Here is a 14473-nt window from a genome sequence, read left to right on the forward strand (position 1 = left end):
TGAGCGGAGGCGGCGCGGACCGTCCCCGACGGCGTTGGTCTCACTTGAGGCTGCCCATGAGGATTCCGCTGCGCCAGTACCTCTGGAGGGCGAACATGAAGACCGCGAGCGGAACGATCGACAGCAGGGAACCGGTGAGGACGAGCGTGTTCATGTCGCGCGCGTTCTGGGCCTGTTGGAGCCAGGAGTAGAGACCCAGGGTCACAGGGAAGGTGCGCTCACCGTTGAGCATGAACAGAGGGAGGAAGAAGTTGTTCCAGATGTTGACGAAGTCGAGCATGAAGATGGTGATGCCGCCGGTCCGCATCAGCCGCAGCGCGACGGAGGCGAAGATCCGGAACTCGCCCGCGCCGTCGAGACGGGCCGCCTCCATGAGTTCCGCGGGCACGGAGCTGTCGGCGTACACCTTGCCGAGGTAGACCCCGAACGGGTTGATGAAGTACGGGATGAGCACCGACCAGATGGTGTTGGTGATGCCGAGTTCGGCGAAGACCAGATAGAGCGGAAAGGCCAGCAGGGTGCTCGGCAGCAGGGAGGCGCCGACGATGACGGCGAAGAGCACGCCGCGGCCGCGGAAGTCGAACTTCGACAGGCCGTATCCGGCGGCGAGCGAGACGAGGGTGGCGCCCGCCGCGCCGAGGGTGGAGTAGAGGACCGAATTGCCCACCCAGCGGACGAACACGCCGTCGTGGTACGTCCAGATGTTGTGCAGGTTGTCCCCGAGGTGGTTGGAGGAGAACCACAGGCCGAACGTGGAGTAGAGGTCGGTCTGGTTCTTGGTGGCGGAAACGATCAGGAACCAGGTCGGGGCGAGCGAGTACAGCAGGAAGACAATCAGCAGGCCGGTGGTGAGCGCCACCGCGCGGCGGGAGGGGCGCGCGCCGCCCCCGGCCGATTCCGTCGCCTTGGTGGCCCGCACGGCCCGGGTGGCGCTGCTCATGACATCTTCCTGTTCGTGACGCGGTAGAAGACGAAGGCGAGGATGCCCGTGACCACGGCCAGGACCAGGGATTCTGCGGCGGCGTACTGATAGTCGCCGACCTTGAAGGCCTTGTCGTAGATCTCCATCATCGGTGTGAAGTCGGTATTGATGGACTCCGGTGCGATCTGCCGCATGATCAGCGGCTCACCGAACAGCTGCAGCCGACCGATGAGCGAGAACATGCCGGTCAGGACCAGGATCCCGGTGATGTTGGGCACCTTGACCGACCAGGCGATCCGCCACTCACGGGCCCCGTCGAGCCGGGCGGCCTCGTACAGCTCACGGGGCAGCGCCTGCAGCGAGGCGGAGATCAGGATCATGTTGAAGCCGATGCCCTGCCAGGTGAGCAGATTACCCAGCGAGAGGTAGGTGTTGAGGCCGCCGAAGAACTCGATGTCCATGCCGGCGCGTTGCGTGAGGTCGAGCAGCGGGCTGCCCGTCGGGCTGTAGAGGAACAGCCACATCAGGGTGGAGACCACGGCGGGAACGACGTACGGGATGAGGAGCGCCGCACGGAAGAAGCGCACCGCCCGGGCGGCGACTCCGTCGAGCAGCAGGGCCAGCAGCAGGGAGATGCCCAGCATGACCGTGATCTGTGCCGTGCCGAAGAGGAGGGTGCGCCCCATGCTTGCCCAGAACGCCTCGTCGCCGAGGACCGACGCGAAGTTGGAGAAGCCGGTGTAGACGACCCGTGTCGGGCCGAAGCCGAGGCCGGTGCTCTTCTTCTCGTGCAGGCTCTGGCTGAAGGCGTAGCCGATCGGTACGACGTAGGTGGCCAGGAAGCCCAGCAGGAAGGGGAGCGTGAACAGCAGCCCCTTGTGGGCTCCCCGTCTCCCGGCCCGGCGGGGGGAGGGCCGCCGGGCCGGGGAGTCGGTCGCGACACGCGGTCGCGTGAGGGTGGACACGGATCTCTCCAGGTGAGGTGCGCCGGCTGCCGCCGGTGGTTCGGGACGGGGTCAGCTGCCTGCGACGGCCTTGATGCCCTTGCCGTTGAGGTCGTCGACGGTCCACTTCTGGAGGCTGGTCAGCATCTCCTTGACCGTCAGCTCCTTCTTCATGACCTTGCCCCACTGCTTCTGCATCTCGGAGTACATGGCGGCGTAGTTCGGGCCGTACTGCCACTGGTCACCGACCCGCGAGGCTGCGTCGGTGATCACCTTCTCGCCGTCGGACTTCCCGTTGAACATCCCGGTGGGGATGATCTTGTCGACGTACGGGGTGACGTCGGCGACCGCAGGGAAGAGGCCGGACTTGGAGGCGGGGTCGGTGAGCGTGGTCAGGGACTCCTTACTGCTGGACAACCAGGAGGCGAACTCGGCGGCGCGGTCCGGGTACTTGCAGCCCTTGAGTACGGCGGTGGTGTCGAAGTTGCTGGAGGTCTGCGGCTTGGCCGGGTCGAAGACCGGTGCATCCGCCAGCTGCCACTTGCCCTTGGACTTGGGGAAGTTGGTGTCGTAGATCGGCAGCTGCCAGGTCGAGGTGGTCATCGCGATGGTTGTTCCGAGGTCCCAGGTCTTGAAGACTCCCGGGTCGGCGTAGGAGGCGCTGGAGGCGAGGTCGTTGTCGACCAGCTGCTGCACGACCTCACCGGCCATGAGGGCCTCAGGGGAGGTGAAGTCGATGACCCAGTGGTCGCCGTCCACCTTGTACCACTGGGCGCCTGCCTGCCAGGACAGGTCGACCAGGGTGGACGGGTCCTCGCCGGCCATGTTGAAGATCTTGACCTTCTTGTTCTCCTTCTGCGCCTTCTTGCCTGCCGCGATTAGGTCGTCCCAGGTCTTCGGCTCCTTGATGCCGTACGTGTCGAACAGGTCCGCGCGGTAGGCGGTGAACAACGGTGAGGAACCCATGGGGATGCCGAAGGTGGTACCGCCGGGGCTGACCGCGTTCCAGGCCGCGGCCGTGTACTGGCTCTTGTAGGGCCCGGCGGTCTTGGTGATGTCGGTGAGCAGGCCGTCCGCGGCGAAGCTCGCCAGGTTCATACCGTCCATCTTGGACAGGCAGGGGGCGTTGCCTGCGGTCACCGCGGCCCTGAGCTTCTGGTAGACGGTCTCGCCCGCCGCGTTGACGAACTTGACCTGGGTCTCGGGGTGCTCCTTGTTCCACACCTTGGTCTGGGCCTCGATGCCGTCGGTCCAGCTCCAGAACTCCAGGGTGGCCTTGCCCTTGGTGCTCGGGGATGCGGAGGCGTCGGTGCCTCCGCTTCCGGAGCAGGCGGCCAGCAGCAGGGAGAGGGACGCAGCTGCGACGACGGGAACTGCGGCTCTCTTACGGAACTCGGACATCGGTCCTCCACGGTGACAACGGGACGACGCGGGCGGTGTGGGGAAACCGGCGCGGTCAGCGGCAGGGCAGGAAAGGGAGGCGGTTACAACTCCCGGAGACAGACGGGCAGTAACCGTTTGCCGTGGACCGTAGGCAGGGAACGGGCGACACCACAAGAGGGAGGCACTGGATTGTTTCGGCAAAAACTCCAGAATGTTACCTTGACGATGCCCCTGAGCTGCATATTTCAACGCGCTCGCCCGCTGGGGCACTTGAAGATCAGGAAGAGGGAGTCACTGGCGAGACATTGACCTGCGTCACTTCGACTGCCTAGCGTGGAATACGTTTACTGAACTCTCCTCCGTTCCTTCCGCGCCGAAGCAGGAGCCCCATGTCCACGCCGCCGCATCTGCCCGCCGCCCTGTTCGCGATGAACCCGGTGCACGTTCCCGAGCTGTTCCCGCCGCACGTGATGACGCGACTGCGGGAGCTGGTGCGGATCGATCCCGCTCTCGTAGTGCGGGACTTCACCGATCCGACGGCGGCCCGGGCGCTGGCGGAGGCCGAGGTGCTGATCACGGGCTGGGGCTGTCCGCATATCGGCGCCGAGGTGCTGGACGCCGCCCCGCGGCTTCGCACTGTCCTGCACGCGGCGGGCAGCGTGCGCAGCCTGGTCGGTGAGGCGTTCTGGGAACGTGGGCTGGCCGTCTCCAGCGCCGTCCAGGCCAACGCCGTCCCGGTCGCCGAGTACACGCTCGCCGCGATCCTGTTCGCCGGCAAGGACGCCTTCGGCTTGCGGGAGCGTTTCCGGGCCGAGCACGTCTACCCGGCCACCGGCGAGTACGCGGCGATCGGCAACCTCGGACGACGGGTCGGGCTCATCGGCGCCTCCCGCGTCGGCCGCCGGGTGCTCGAACTGCTGCGCCCCTTCGACCTCTCGGTCGCCCTGTACGACCCGTACCTGGACGACGCCGAGGCCACGGCGCTCGGCGCCGTACCGCTACCGCTGGACGAGCTGCTGCGTACCAGCGACATCGTCAGCGTGCACGCGCCCCAGATCCCGGAGACACACCGGATGCTCAACCGGGAGCGCCTGGCGCTGATCCCCGACGGCGGCGTACTGATCAACACCTCACGGGGCGCCCTCGTCGACCCCGAGGCCCTCACCGACGAACTGGTCGGCGGCCGCATCAGCGCGGTGCTCGACGTCACCGAACCGGAGCCGCTGCACGCCGACTCCCCGCTGTACCGACTGCCCAACGTCTTCCTCACCCCGCACATCGCCGGCTCGCTCGGAAACGAGCTGGCACGCCTCGGCGGCACCGTCGTGGAGGAACTGGAACGCCTCGCTGCAGGCCTCCAGCCCGCCCACGGGGTCCGCCGCTCCGCGCTCGCCACCAGCGCCTGAACTTCTCCGTCCCGGGCCGCCGCCCCGGCATCCGGTGGATGGAATCGCGCCCTGAGCCGCACCTGAAAGGACCACCGCCCATGTCCGAAGCCCTCCAGCGCAGATCCCTCCTCAAGCTGGCCGCCGGTACCGCCGGCGTCGTCACCGCCGGCCACGTGTGGCAGGCCGACCCCGCTCATGCGGTGCCGTCCCCGGCCTCCGCGGAGGCCAAGGCGGGCGCGCTCGACACGCTCGTCTTCGGCGACAGCGCGTCCGAGACGGCGCACGACCTGACCACCACGTACTCCGACGTCGTCACCGGCGGCCTCGGACAGCCGAGCCGGGCCCTCAACCCGAAGGACACCGCGGACTTCTGGGGCGGCACCCTGGCCGCGACCATGGCCTGCCGTCCCAAGGGCACCACCTATGTGACGATCAAGCTCTGGGGCTCGGACGCCGGCGAGGACCTGGGCCGTCTGCAGCTGTTCGCCGGGGGCAAGCAGGTGGGTCACTATCACCTGGGAGCCGTCGACCCGCTCGACATCGCCGGTGAGGACCCGCGCACCCCGGAACGGTTCTACTTCCACACCCTCCCGCTACCCGCCGAACTCACCGAGGCCAAGCACTCCATCAGCCTGGAGATCCGTGCCATGGGCCGGGTCGCCGGATACGCGCTCTCCGCCGCCGACTACTACAAGCCCATGGAGCGCCCCAGCCGTGGCGTCTACCGCCTCTACACCCACCACGAGCCGTACTTCCGGCTCACCGGCACCGACGTCACCGGCTCCTTCCCCTCCCCCGGTCTGCGTCCCTCACCGGGCAACGAGGTCGTCGACACGATCAACGCCCGGGTAACGGCCCAGGCCGCCGCCGAGGCATCGCGCACCTCGCCCCAGCTGGACCTGTGGTATCTGGAGTTCCTGGCCCGCGCCTACGCGATGCCGTCCACCGGCGCATACCGCAACAGCGCCGTGCCCCTGCAGATCACCAGCAGCCTGGACGCCGTGTACTGGAACCACCTCACGAACCAGAAGATGATCACGGACTCCAGCCAGCAGTGGATGGGGCTGGGCCGGATCGGTCTCGTCCTGCTCCAGCTCGGTGACGCGCTGAAGCCGCTGCTGGACGGGCCGGTCATCGGCTCCCCGGGCACCATCTCCAACGCCGGTTTCGAGTTCGGCGGCTCCCTCCCCACCGGCTGGCGCTCCGCGACCTGGGCGGGCCAGGGCACCGTCACCCGGGACACCACCGTCGCGCGCGGCGGCGCCGCCTCGGCGAAGGTGACCATCCCGTCGTCGGGCACGGTCGGCCTCGCCCACAACGCGAAAATCCCGGTGGAACAGGGCACGTACACCTACGGCGCATGGATCAGGACCGACGGCGTGGGCGCCAACGGCGCCTACCTCGACGTGCTCTTCTTCAACGCCTCCGGCGCCCTGGTCGGCGGCGACAACAAGTTCTACGCCTCCGCGGGCACCCACGACTGGGAACACGTCACCGCCACTCTCACCACGCCCGGCACCGCCACCCAGATCGAGCTGCACCTACGCCTGGCCACCGCAGGCACCGCCTGGTTCGACGACCTGACGCTCACGCCGCCCGCCACGGCGACCGCCAAGCCCGTGATCCGCCGCGACGCGTGGGCGAAGATGCTGCTGGCCAGCCGCGAGTACTGGCGGCAGAACTTCCCGCAGTACACCAACCAGGCCATCATCTGCGCCCTCGGCCTCTACCTCGCCGACCGGGGCCTGAGCTTCCTCGGCTCCGCGGACGCCTGGGGCGAGGCCAAGGCCCGCGACTACCTCTACCAGTCCGTGGGCCTGTCCCCCTGGCTCGGCCCGGAGCGCGCCGACGGCACCCCGACCAAGCCCCTCGGCGGCTCGTACTACCAGGTCAGCAAGACCGGTATCTCGAAGGAACTCGGCTACGCCGGGAATTACGGAGACCTCCAGGACTGGCTCTCCCTCGTCTACGACGCGGTCATCGGCGTCGGCGGCGTCGAGGACAACAGGCTGCGCGACCATCTCGTCAGGATGACCAAGGCCCGCATGGTCTTCCGCCACCTGGCGCTGGACGCCGACGGCTACCGGACGATGCGTATCGAGGCCGTGGTCGGCTGGCGCGACGCCGAGTATCCGGGGAAGGTCTCCTACGACGAGGGCAACAAGTGGGACGGCCACCCGTTGCGGCTCGCCGCGCTTCTGAAGGACCCGGACCTCACGGCGTACGCGAAGCAGTCCATCGCCGACAAGCAGGTCTTCGAGGTGCTCCAGGAGGCATACGACCTGGGCGCCTCCGCACGGACCAACCTCAACCTGCTGTCCACCGCCGACGACTACGCGTACATCAGCGGCGCAACCGGCAGCGCGGCCCCGCTCCCCATGGGCCCGGGGCGGCCCGACTTCGTCTTCAGCGACGAGGAGAACGGCCTGGTCGCGGTCAAGCACGGCGACGAGATCCTCTACGCCTCGCTGTACTGGCGGGCACGCTGGGGCGTCAACCGCCTCGCCCGCGTGCACCACATCACGGCCGAGGGCATCGAACGCTCGGCGACCGTGTGGCAGGACGTCAAGTACGTCCCCGACGGCCGGGCCCACACCGAGCCCGACTGGGTCAACTTCGAGTTCGCCGTGGGCGACCTGACCATCCCCGACGGCGGCTTCCCGCCCCCCGGCGGCACACTGCACCAGGCGTTCGCCGGCCAGGTGCTGCCGCTGGCCAAGGCACCCGACGACGTGCCGGACGCCCCGCTTGGGAAGGAGACCCCGTTCGCCGGTCGCGCCTCCTTCTACCGCTGTGTGTACGGCCCGTACCTGATCGCCATGAACACCACCGCGAACCGCAGCTACACCTTCTCCACGGAGGGCTTCGGGGCGTCCGTGGACCTGGTCAGCGGCGCCAGGGTGGGTGGCAGCGCCAAGCTGCACGTGAAGCCGGGCACGACGGTGGTGCTGCGCAGGCGCTGACCGTTGCTCGGGCCGGCGCGTGTTGCGCGTCGGCCGTTGCCCTTGATGTCGGGCTGCTGAACCTGGAGATCGTCCTGCAGCCCGACCCCGTTATTGCTTACCGCCCGTGTCCCGACGTGGATGCCGCATGCCGCGGTCCGCTCCTACGGCCTGTCGCAGCATCAGGCTCACGCCCGGCCCGCGCACCAGGACACGGTCTGGCCGGTTTCGGCCCCTTCATGGCCGACACCGGACCGGGCCCCTGGCCTGTCGACGGGCCCGGAACACGATCCGGCCGGCTCGGCGTCCGTATCCGGCGCCGGGCCATCCGCCCATGACCGGCTCCCGGCCGCCCTGGCTCAGGTCGGCGCGGCGAAGTCCGCGTCGAACGCGAGCAGTACCGCCGACCGCTCGGCCGGCAGACCCACCCGCAGGAGGCGGCCCTGTCCGTCCCACTCGTACGTCGGCTGCGGACCGGCCGCGAACAGCACCTGCGGCCCGTCGTCTCCGGTCACCCAGAACAGCGAGACAGCAACCGTCTCCGGTGCGCCGTCGCGCCGCCACAGGGCCAGCAGAGTCGTGCCGTTCTCGGCGTTCAGCGCCAGTGCGAGCCAGCCGTCGCGCCAGCCAGGGAGCCCCAGCGGCCAGCGGGGCAGGGCGCCCGGCAGCAGGTGGCGGAAGGACTTGTAGGTGTCCACGGCCCGGCGCACCAGCGCCCCCTGCTCCTCGGTCAGCAGGTCGGGGCGTCCGCTGAGGTGGACGCGGCCGAGCATCGCCGAAACCATCACCATGCCGAGCTCGGCCTCACCGTGCTCCGGCAGCGGATAGGCCCAGACAGCACCCTGCTCCGGAGTAACCGCGGTGGGCGCCGCGGCCGCGATGGCGGGAAGCAGGCGGAAGTCCTGCTGGTCGGTGACGGAGTGGATCGGCAGACGGGAGAGAATCGCGTGATCGGTACGGCTGCCGCCAGCTGCGCAGCTCTCCAGGACCAGGGCCGGGTGCCGGTCGAGGACCCCGTCCAGCCAGTCGAGGTATGCCCGGTTGTGGCCAAGGAGGCCGTCTCCTGGGCCATCGCCCGGACCGGGTGAGTCGGTGCCGGGGCCGATGTCTATGTTGTAGTCGAGTTTCAGGTAGCCGACGCCGTACTCGCGCACCAGCCGGTCCACCACCGTGTCGAGGTGGGCGCGGGCAGCCGGATGGCGCAGGTCCAGCTGATGGCGGCCCCATTCCGCCAGCCGTACGCCATCCCGGCGGAAGAACGCCTCGTCGGGGAGGGCGGCGGCAAGCGGGCTGCGTACGCCGACGACCTCCGGCTCGAGCCAGAGCCCGGGGACCATGCCCGCCGCGCGGATGTGGTCGAGCACCTCGCTCAGTCCGCCGGGAAAGCGCGCGGCCGACTCCTCCCACTCCCCCACTGCGTCCCACCAGCCGGGCACCCCGCCGGGGCCGACGGTGCCGGGCGGCTCGTCGTCGTACCAGCCTGCGTCGATGCAGAAGTATTCGGCGCCCGCCGCTGCCGCCGCGTCCACCAGTGGTAGCAGGGCTTTGGTGCTGGGCTCGCCCATCAGGCTGTTCATGAAGTCGTTGAAGACGACCGGCAAACCCTGGTGGTCGGGGTGCGGCCGCCGGGTGGCGCGGCGGTGACGGGTCATCGCGGCGAGTGCGGCCTCGAACCCGCCCGACGGCACGAACGCCGTGGCGACCGGGACGCTGCGGAACGACTCTCCGGGGGCGAGGCGGCGACGCCACTGGTGCTCGCGATCGGTGGGGCCCGACAGGGTGAGGTACACGTCGCCGAAGCGGTCGGCTATCTCGGCGTGCCAGGAGCCGTTGTGCTCGATCTGCCACATCAGGGCGCGGCCCGTCGTAGTCTCCTCCAGACATCCCGAGGGCAGAGACTCGGAAGAGGACCAGGATCCGGTGCTGGTGAGGGCGATCCGGTTCTTGGAACCGGTCTGGCCGAACGGGACCATGCCCACGTCGTAGAGGCCTCGTTCGGCCAGGGTGGCCCGGGACCAGCGGAACTCGCCGCTCCAAGGGTTGGCCGCCAGCCACAGGGCCATGCCGTCCTCCCAGTGTTGGCCGTCGCCGAGATGGCGCGCGAGGTTGGAAAGGGCGAAGGAGGAGATGTACTCCAGGGTGAGGGGGCGGTCACCGGTGTTCTCCACGTACGCCTCGGTACCCAGGACCGGCAGCCCCTCGCGCAATGTGCACACGGCTGTGACGTGCAGGCCGGTGGTCTCGTCGGCCATGTGTACCCGCAGGGTACGCAGGCCTGTTCCGCTCCCCCGCTCATGGTCCTCCGTGTGACCGGTGTAGCGCAGCGCACGCGCGGCGGCGCCGTCCACGTGGCGCTTGCCCGAGGTGCCGAGCCGTCCGCTGCCCGCGGTCTGGACCTCGACCAGAGGCAGAGCACGGTGTGCGAGCCGGACGCACAGTTCCGGTTCGCGCGCGGGGTCGGGCAGTGCGGCGGCCTCGCCCACGGCCAGCAGTCTCACAGGCCCTGCGGGGTCGTGCGAAAGGAGCAGGGACAGGTCGTCGGTGCCCCAGCGCAGGTAGGTGACGGACATGCGGCGCACTCCCGGGACCCACTGGATAGAAAACGATTACTGATCCAGGACCCTAATTCCCGCCCACTCCCCCGGCAAGAGAGGGTCGATGCAGTAACGTCGGACCGTGACGGTCAACGGAAACGGTCCTCGAACAAACGCCGAACCCAAACGGGCCAGTCGCCGACGGGGTACCACCGACGGCGGCGACCGGCCCAGTACCATTCGTGATGTCGCCGCCAAGGCCGGCGTCTCCGTGGCAACCGTTTCCCGCACTCTCGCCGGCAACTACCCGGTCTCCGCCACCACCCGCACCCGGGTCATGGCGGCCGTGGAGTCACTGCACTATGTGGTGAACGTGCATGCCAAGGCCCTGTCCGGCCGAGTGGCGGGCCCCATCGCGCTGGTCATCCAGGACATCACCGGGCCGTCGCTGGCCCATGTCGCCGCCGGGGTGGAGCAGGAGGCCGCGGACCGGGGCAGGCTGAGCCTGGTCTGCGCCACTCGCGGCGACCCGGGCCGCGAGGGCGACTTGGTGCAACTGATGCGCGAACAGCACGCGGGCGCGGTCGTCCTGGTCGGCGGAGCGGTGCAGGACGACGCGTATCACGAGCGCATGGCCGAGTACGCAAGAGCACTGGACGCCGCGGGCTCCCGGCTGGTGCTGGTCGGCCGTCCGCCGTTGCCCGACGGCATTCCGGTGACCGTGGTCGAGTACGACAACCGCGGGGGCGCTTTCCAGGCCGCCGACCACCTGCTCACCGCCGGGCACCGACGCGCCCTCTTCCTGGGCGGCACCCCTCTGCTGAGCACAGCCGAGCAACGCCGGGCAGGCTATCTGCACGCGCTTCGCGCCCACGGCGTGCCCTACGCCGAGGAACTCGACATGCCCGGCCCGTACACCCGTGTCTCTGGCTACCAGCGCACCCGGGAGGCACTAAAAGCCGGCCTGGACTTCACAGCGGTCTTCGCGGGCACCGACATCGTGGCGACCGGCGCGCTCGCCGCCCTGCACGAGGCCGGTCTCGACGTCCCCCGCGACATCTCGCTCGTGGGCTTCGACGACGTCCCCTTCGCCGCCGACCTCAGCCCAGCCCTCACCACAGTCCGCGTTCCCTACGAGGAGTTGGGCCGCACCGCGGTCCGACTGGCATTGGAAGGAGAGGAACGCCCGGCGGCCGACGACCACGTGGTACTGAGCACCCAACTGGTGATCAGGCAGTCCGTTCGGACGCTGCGGTGACGGAGTACGAGGAGTCCGCTCTGCACTGACACGATCGTCAGTGGTGACTCCGGCGAACGCGGGAAAGTTCTGCCGGAAATTGTGCCAGCCGGTGACACCCGGGCCCAACCGTCCAGCAGCAGAAGCTGGGAGCCTCCCCGGCCTCCTGATGCCGGGGACGCCATCGGTGGTCGCCAGCTCGTGACGGGCGCGGTGGTACATGAGTCCGCCATGGGCGGAGACCGCAGGAAGGATCACGAGTAGCGGGGTGGAAACGGTTGCCTGACGGCGAGGGCCTGGCACGCACGGCCGTGGACTCCGGCTCTCCCGCTCAGGACAGAAATCGGTCGCTCTCGCCCCTGACAGACCCGCCGCAGCGGCCCCACCCTCGCCGCGCACGTCCTGGGGGCTGGGACTGGTAGGCGCGCATGTTGAGGTGTCGCGTATTCCTGATGGTGCGCGATAGCGGTGTCACCATGTGTGGTCGCCGGGGCATATCGACTCCAGGTGCCGCCGCGCGGTCGCGGACGATCGCCAGGACGCAGAGGCCGGCAGCCCAATCCCAGCAACGCCGCCCCGCAGTTGGGGACAGAATGTCCCGAGCCCAACTAACCAAATGGAGAGCCGACATGACCGTCACACAGGCCGATATCGACACCCTCACCGCCATCCACCCGCAGCTGAACGAGAACGGGTACGGCTCCAGCAACTTGCCCTCGGACACCCGTTCGATGACGCCTGTCCGTCTCGACGAGGTTCAGGCCGCCTACGCCTGGATCGCCGAGCAGACATGGCTAAGGCGCCGGGGAAGAACTCCTCGTACGGCCTCAAGCATGTGATGGAGGAAGCGACCCGCACGTACGTCACGAACGGAGCATTCATCGCGGCGGCACTCCTGCATGCCCCGGCCGGCCTGAAGGTCAAGCTGGACGACCTGAACCCGGCGATCGGGATCAAGACGCAGGGGTAACCCGGCGGCGCCGTCAGACCCGCCACGTCACCGCCCTCACGGGCAAGATCACCCCGTGGCGGGTTTCTGGCGTATCTGGGGCATACCCCTTGATCCCCGTGGGTTCAAGGAAATCGAAGGTCCTTCAGCCTGAACCCGCAGGTCCACCGATCTGCTTCAGGTCGGTAGATCCGTGGGTTCGGTTGGAACGCGAGGGTGCTGTGCAAGGCGAAGAGCTTCGGCCGTGACCTCTGCATCGACCTGTGCCAGTGTTCTGTAGCCGTACTCGAGGACGTCGTAGTCGTCGTCCAGGTTGGCGAGTCGCTCGGCCAGAGCTGCCCGAAGCGCTGGTGGATCCGGAAGGCCAGCTCGCGTGGTGTCAGTTCGCCGGCCAGCATCCGGGCGGCAAGTGCTCGCGCGGCGGCTTCCTGTCCGGCAACGCTGCCCGCTGGGTGGAAGGTGAGGCCCAGTTCGTCGAGTGCCGGGGGAAGGAGGTCGGGGACGTCGTAGTCCGCCTCCGCGCGTGTGCACGCGGCCAGGATCCGTAGGGCAGGACTGTCGAGGCCGGCAACGAGTGCATCACAGGCAGCGGTGACGACGTCGGTTGCGCGGATCTCGCCCATGCTCCAGAGGACGGCATGGTCCTGTAGAGCGGTTGCAGCTGCTTCGGTCGAGGTCACTCGCTCATGATTGCCTTCATCGTGCGTCCGGTCGAGCAGGTTTCATCGAAGCTGCTGTTCAGCGGCCTGTTCCAACAGCGCCCGCGCGGAGTCCGTGTAGCGAATCGCGGTCTTCGCATCGAGTCCGAAGACCTCGGCGAGGTGGAGGGGGGCGGGGCCATGGGAGAGGGCTTCTTCGAGCTGCCGGTCGACGCGGAGCTGTTCCAGAGTGGCGGCCTGGCCGCGAAGCGGTGTGGTCAGGGAGACCGCGCTGACCGGACCGGTGCCCAAGGCGGTGAACTTGTTGATCAGCAGGTGCGGGTTAGCGGTGTCGGGCCAGCGGCAGCGTCGGTGGTCCAGCCACTCGCGGGCGACGTGCAGTGTCAGCGCGTCCAGAGGCCGCACCCGGCCGTCGATCACGAGCTTGCGATTGCCGATGTCGAGGTCGTCGAGTTGAAGGCGCCGGATCGCACCGGATCGCGCGGCGTGCACCGCGGCGAGCGCGAGGACCAGCCGGTCCGCCGGCTTGGCGACCGCGGCAACGGAGTTGTTGACGTGCTCGGGCTCCAAGGGTTGGAGGATGCCGTACTCGTGCTGGCCAACGCGGATGCGGCTGGTCGGATTCTTGAAGATGGTGCCGCTCTTCTTCGCTCGCCGAACAGCGAACGCAGCACGATGAGCCTGTGCCGTCGCTGGCTGCCGTGGAGAGCATCGAGCTGGGTGAGGACGTCGTCGCGCGTCACCTCGCGCAGATGGCCGTAGCGGACAGACCACTCCAGCAGGACGGGACGGATCCGGTTGAGGTAGCCCCAGACCGTGGCCTCGTCGCGAGGCTGGGACCTGGGGCCACCGTCGTGCAGGAGGCGGGCCCAATGCTCCACGTCGCGGCGGATTCCGGAGGCGATGCCTTCGAGCTTGCGCTCCAGCCACTGTTCGAACGACGGCGTCCGGTCGTCTTGGAAGACGCCGATGTCGGCGAGTACTTCCACTGTGCGTTGGACGCTGAGCCCGCGGGATCGCAGGGCCGGGAAGATCTCGGAGTGCCGCACGACTTCGCCGCTGACATGGCCGGACAGCACGATGACCAGGGCTCGGCCAACGTCGAGGCGGACACCGCGAGGCCAGCCATGCGCTTCGCCGAGACGATGTGCGGTATGCCGGGCCCAGGCCAGCCAGGGGTTGTCGAGCCGGGCATGTTCCTGGCGATTGAACCGGGTGAAATCTCGGCGGGCCTCGAACAGCGGCGGCTGGAGCCAGCCGGAGACCGGCTGGTGGGCGGGGGCCGGGTCGGGGTGGCGCGGGCGACCCCGACGTCGTCCCTGCTTACCTCTGGGAGGGCCGGGCTGACGCGGACGATGGAGGTTGATGAAAAACAGTTGATGATGCTGCACCTTCTCCAAGTAGGGCTCCAAGACGGTGACTTGCCCCCTGGCGTCCTGACTCGCCTGATGCCAGCACAGACGGCAGTAGCCCTTCTTCAACCGCACTGTTCGCCGACAGCCCCTGCACTCGGCA

12 protein-coding genes are annotated in these 14473 nt (G+C 68.7%); 5 read left to right on the plus strand and 7 right to left on the minus strand.

The genetic code is table 11. From position 1 onward, the window contains the following. Positions 1–40: 40 nt before the first annotated feature. From OG718_RS00970 to OG718_RS00980, 3 genes are read right to left on the minus strand one after another with little or no spacing between them, the layout of a single operon-like run. Entirely contained in the window at positions 41–940 is a 900-nt protein-coding gene (locus OG718_RS00970; protein ID WP_328842788.1) for a carbohydrate ABC transporter permease, read from the minus strand. Beyond that, a complete protein-coding gene (locus OG718_RS00975; RefSeq protein ID WP_328842789.1) occupies positions 937–1887 on the minus strand; it encodes a carbohydrate ABC transporter permease in 951 nt (316 codons plus the stop codon). Before OG718_RS00975 ends, OG718_RS00970 begins: the two co-directional genes overlap by 4 nt. Before the next feature lie 51 nt (positions 1888–1938). After that, on the minus strand, positions 1939–3267 hold the full coding sequence (locus tag OG718_RS00980) for an ABC transporter substrate-binding protein (RefSeq protein ID WP_328842790.1): 1329 nt from the start codon (positions 3265–3267) through the stop codon (positions 1939–1941). A 371-nt stretch (positions 3268–3638) separates the two neighbouring features. Here OG718_RS00980 and OG718_RS00985 point away from each other — a divergent pair, with 371 nt between their 5' ends. Beyond that, positions 3639–4655 carry a hydroxyacid dehydrogenase gene (locus OG718_RS00985; protein ID WP_328842791.1) on the plus strand — a complete coding sequence of 339 codons (1017 nt, stop codon included), beginning with the start codon at positions 3639–3641 and terminating at the stop codon, positions 4653–4655. 80 nt (positions 4656–4735) lie between these two features. Beyond that, positions 4736–7600 (plus strand): Tat pathway signal protein, encoded by a 2865-nt coding sequence (locus OG718_RS00990; RefSeq protein ID WP_328842792.1) that lies wholly within the window; start codon positions 4736–4738, stop codon positions 7598–7600. 338 nt (positions 7601–7938) lie between these two features. On the opposite strand, the gene OG718_RS00995 is transcribed toward OG718_RS00990, so the two are convergent. Next, entirely contained in the window at positions 7939–10149 is a 2211-nt protein-coding gene (locus tag OG718_RS00995; protein WP_328842793.1) for a glycoside hydrolase family 36 protein, read from the minus strand. Between the two features lie 106 nt (positions 10150–10255). Here OG718_RS00995 and OG718_RS01000 point away from each other — a divergent pair, with 106 nt between their 5' ends. The 3 genes from OG718_RS01000 to OG718_RS01010 all read left to right on the plus strand — a co-directional run bounded on the left by OG718_RS01000 (position 10256) and on the right by OG718_RS01010 (position 12320). Then, complete coding sequence (locus OG718_RS01000; protein ID WP_443054859.1) at positions 10256–11371, plus strand: LacI family DNA-binding transcriptional regulator; 1116 nt, start codon at positions 10256–10258, stop codon at positions 11369–11371. A gap of 608 nt (positions 11372–11979) precedes the next feature. Then, positions 11980–12189 (plus strand): hypothetical protein, encoded by a 210-nt coding sequence (locus tag OG718_RS01005; RefSeq protein ID WP_328842794.1) that lies wholly within the window; start codon positions 11980–11982, stop codon positions 12187–12189. Then, positions 12189–12320 carry a hypothetical protein gene (locus OG718_RS01010; protein WP_328842795.1) on the plus strand — a complete coding sequence of 44 codons (132 nt, stop codon included), beginning with the start codon at positions 12189–12191 and terminating at the stop codon, positions 12318–12320. Before OG718_RS01005 ends, OG718_RS01010 begins: the two co-directional genes overlap by 1 nt. Positions 12321–12424: 104 nt before the next feature. Here OG718_RS01010 and OG718_RS01015 read toward each other — a convergent pair whose 3' ends face one another. From OG718_RS01015 to OG718_RS01025, 3 genes are read right to left on the minus strand one after another with little or no spacing between them, the layout of a single operon-like run. Then, complete coding sequence (locus tag OG718_RS01015; RefSeq protein ID WP_328842796.1) at positions 12425–12979, minus strand: hypothetical protein; 555 nt, start codon at positions 12977–12979, stop codon at positions 12425–12427. Positions 12980–13021: 42 nt separating this feature from the next. Beyond that, positions 13022–13378: a hypothetical protein gene (locus tag OG718_RS01020; protein WP_328842797.1), complete on the minus strand. Its 357-nt coding sequence runs from the start codon at positions 13376–13378 to the stop codon at positions 13022–13024. Then, complete coding sequence (locus tag OG718_RS01025; RefSeq protein ID WP_328842798.1) at positions 13375–14358, minus strand: hypothetical protein; 984 nt, start codon at positions 14356–14358, stop codon at positions 13375–13377. Before OG718_RS01025 ends, OG718_RS01020 begins: the two co-directional genes overlap by 4 nt. Positions 14359–14473 lie beyond the last annotated feature (115 nt).

Origin of the sequence: Streptomyces sp. NBC_00258 (genome assembly GCF_036182465.1) — a bacterium.
In the GTDB taxonomy this organism is placed as follows: Bacteria; Actinomycetota; Actinomycetes; order Streptomycetales; family Streptomycetaceae; genus Streptomyces.

What these genes read in the sequence shown, in the direction of transcription:
- OG718_RS01010 (WP_328842795.1), top strand. Translation starts at nt 12,189, where the DNA reads ATGGAGGAAGCGACCCGCACGTACGTCACGAACGGAGCATTCATCGCG.
- OG718_RS00990 (WP_328842792.1), top strand. Translation starts at nt 4,736, where the DNA reads ATGTCCGAAGCCCTCCAGCGCAGATCCCTCCTCAAGCTGGCCGCCGGT.
- OG718_RS00980 (WP_328842790.1), bottom strand. Translation starts at nt 3,267, where the DNA reads ATGTCCGAGTTCCGTAAGAGAGCCGCAGTTCCCGTCGTCGCAGCTGCG.
- OG718_RS01005 (WP_328842794.1), top strand. Translation starts at nt 11,980, where the DNA reads ATGACCGTCACACAGGCCGATATCGACACCCTCACCGCCATCCACCCG.
- OG718_RS00995 (WP_328842793.1), bottom strand. Translation starts at nt 10,149, where the DNA reads ATGTCCGTCACCTACCTGCGCTGGGGCACCGACGACCTGTCCCTGCTC.
- OG718_RS00970 (WP_328842788.1), bottom strand. Translation starts at nt 940, where the DNA reads ATGAGCAGCGCCACCCGGGCCGTGCGGGCCACCAAGGCGACGGAATCG.
- OG718_RS00985 (WP_328842791.1), top strand. Translation starts at nt 3,639, where the DNA reads ATGTCCACGCCGCCGCATCTGCCCGCCGCCCTGTTCGCGATGAACCCG.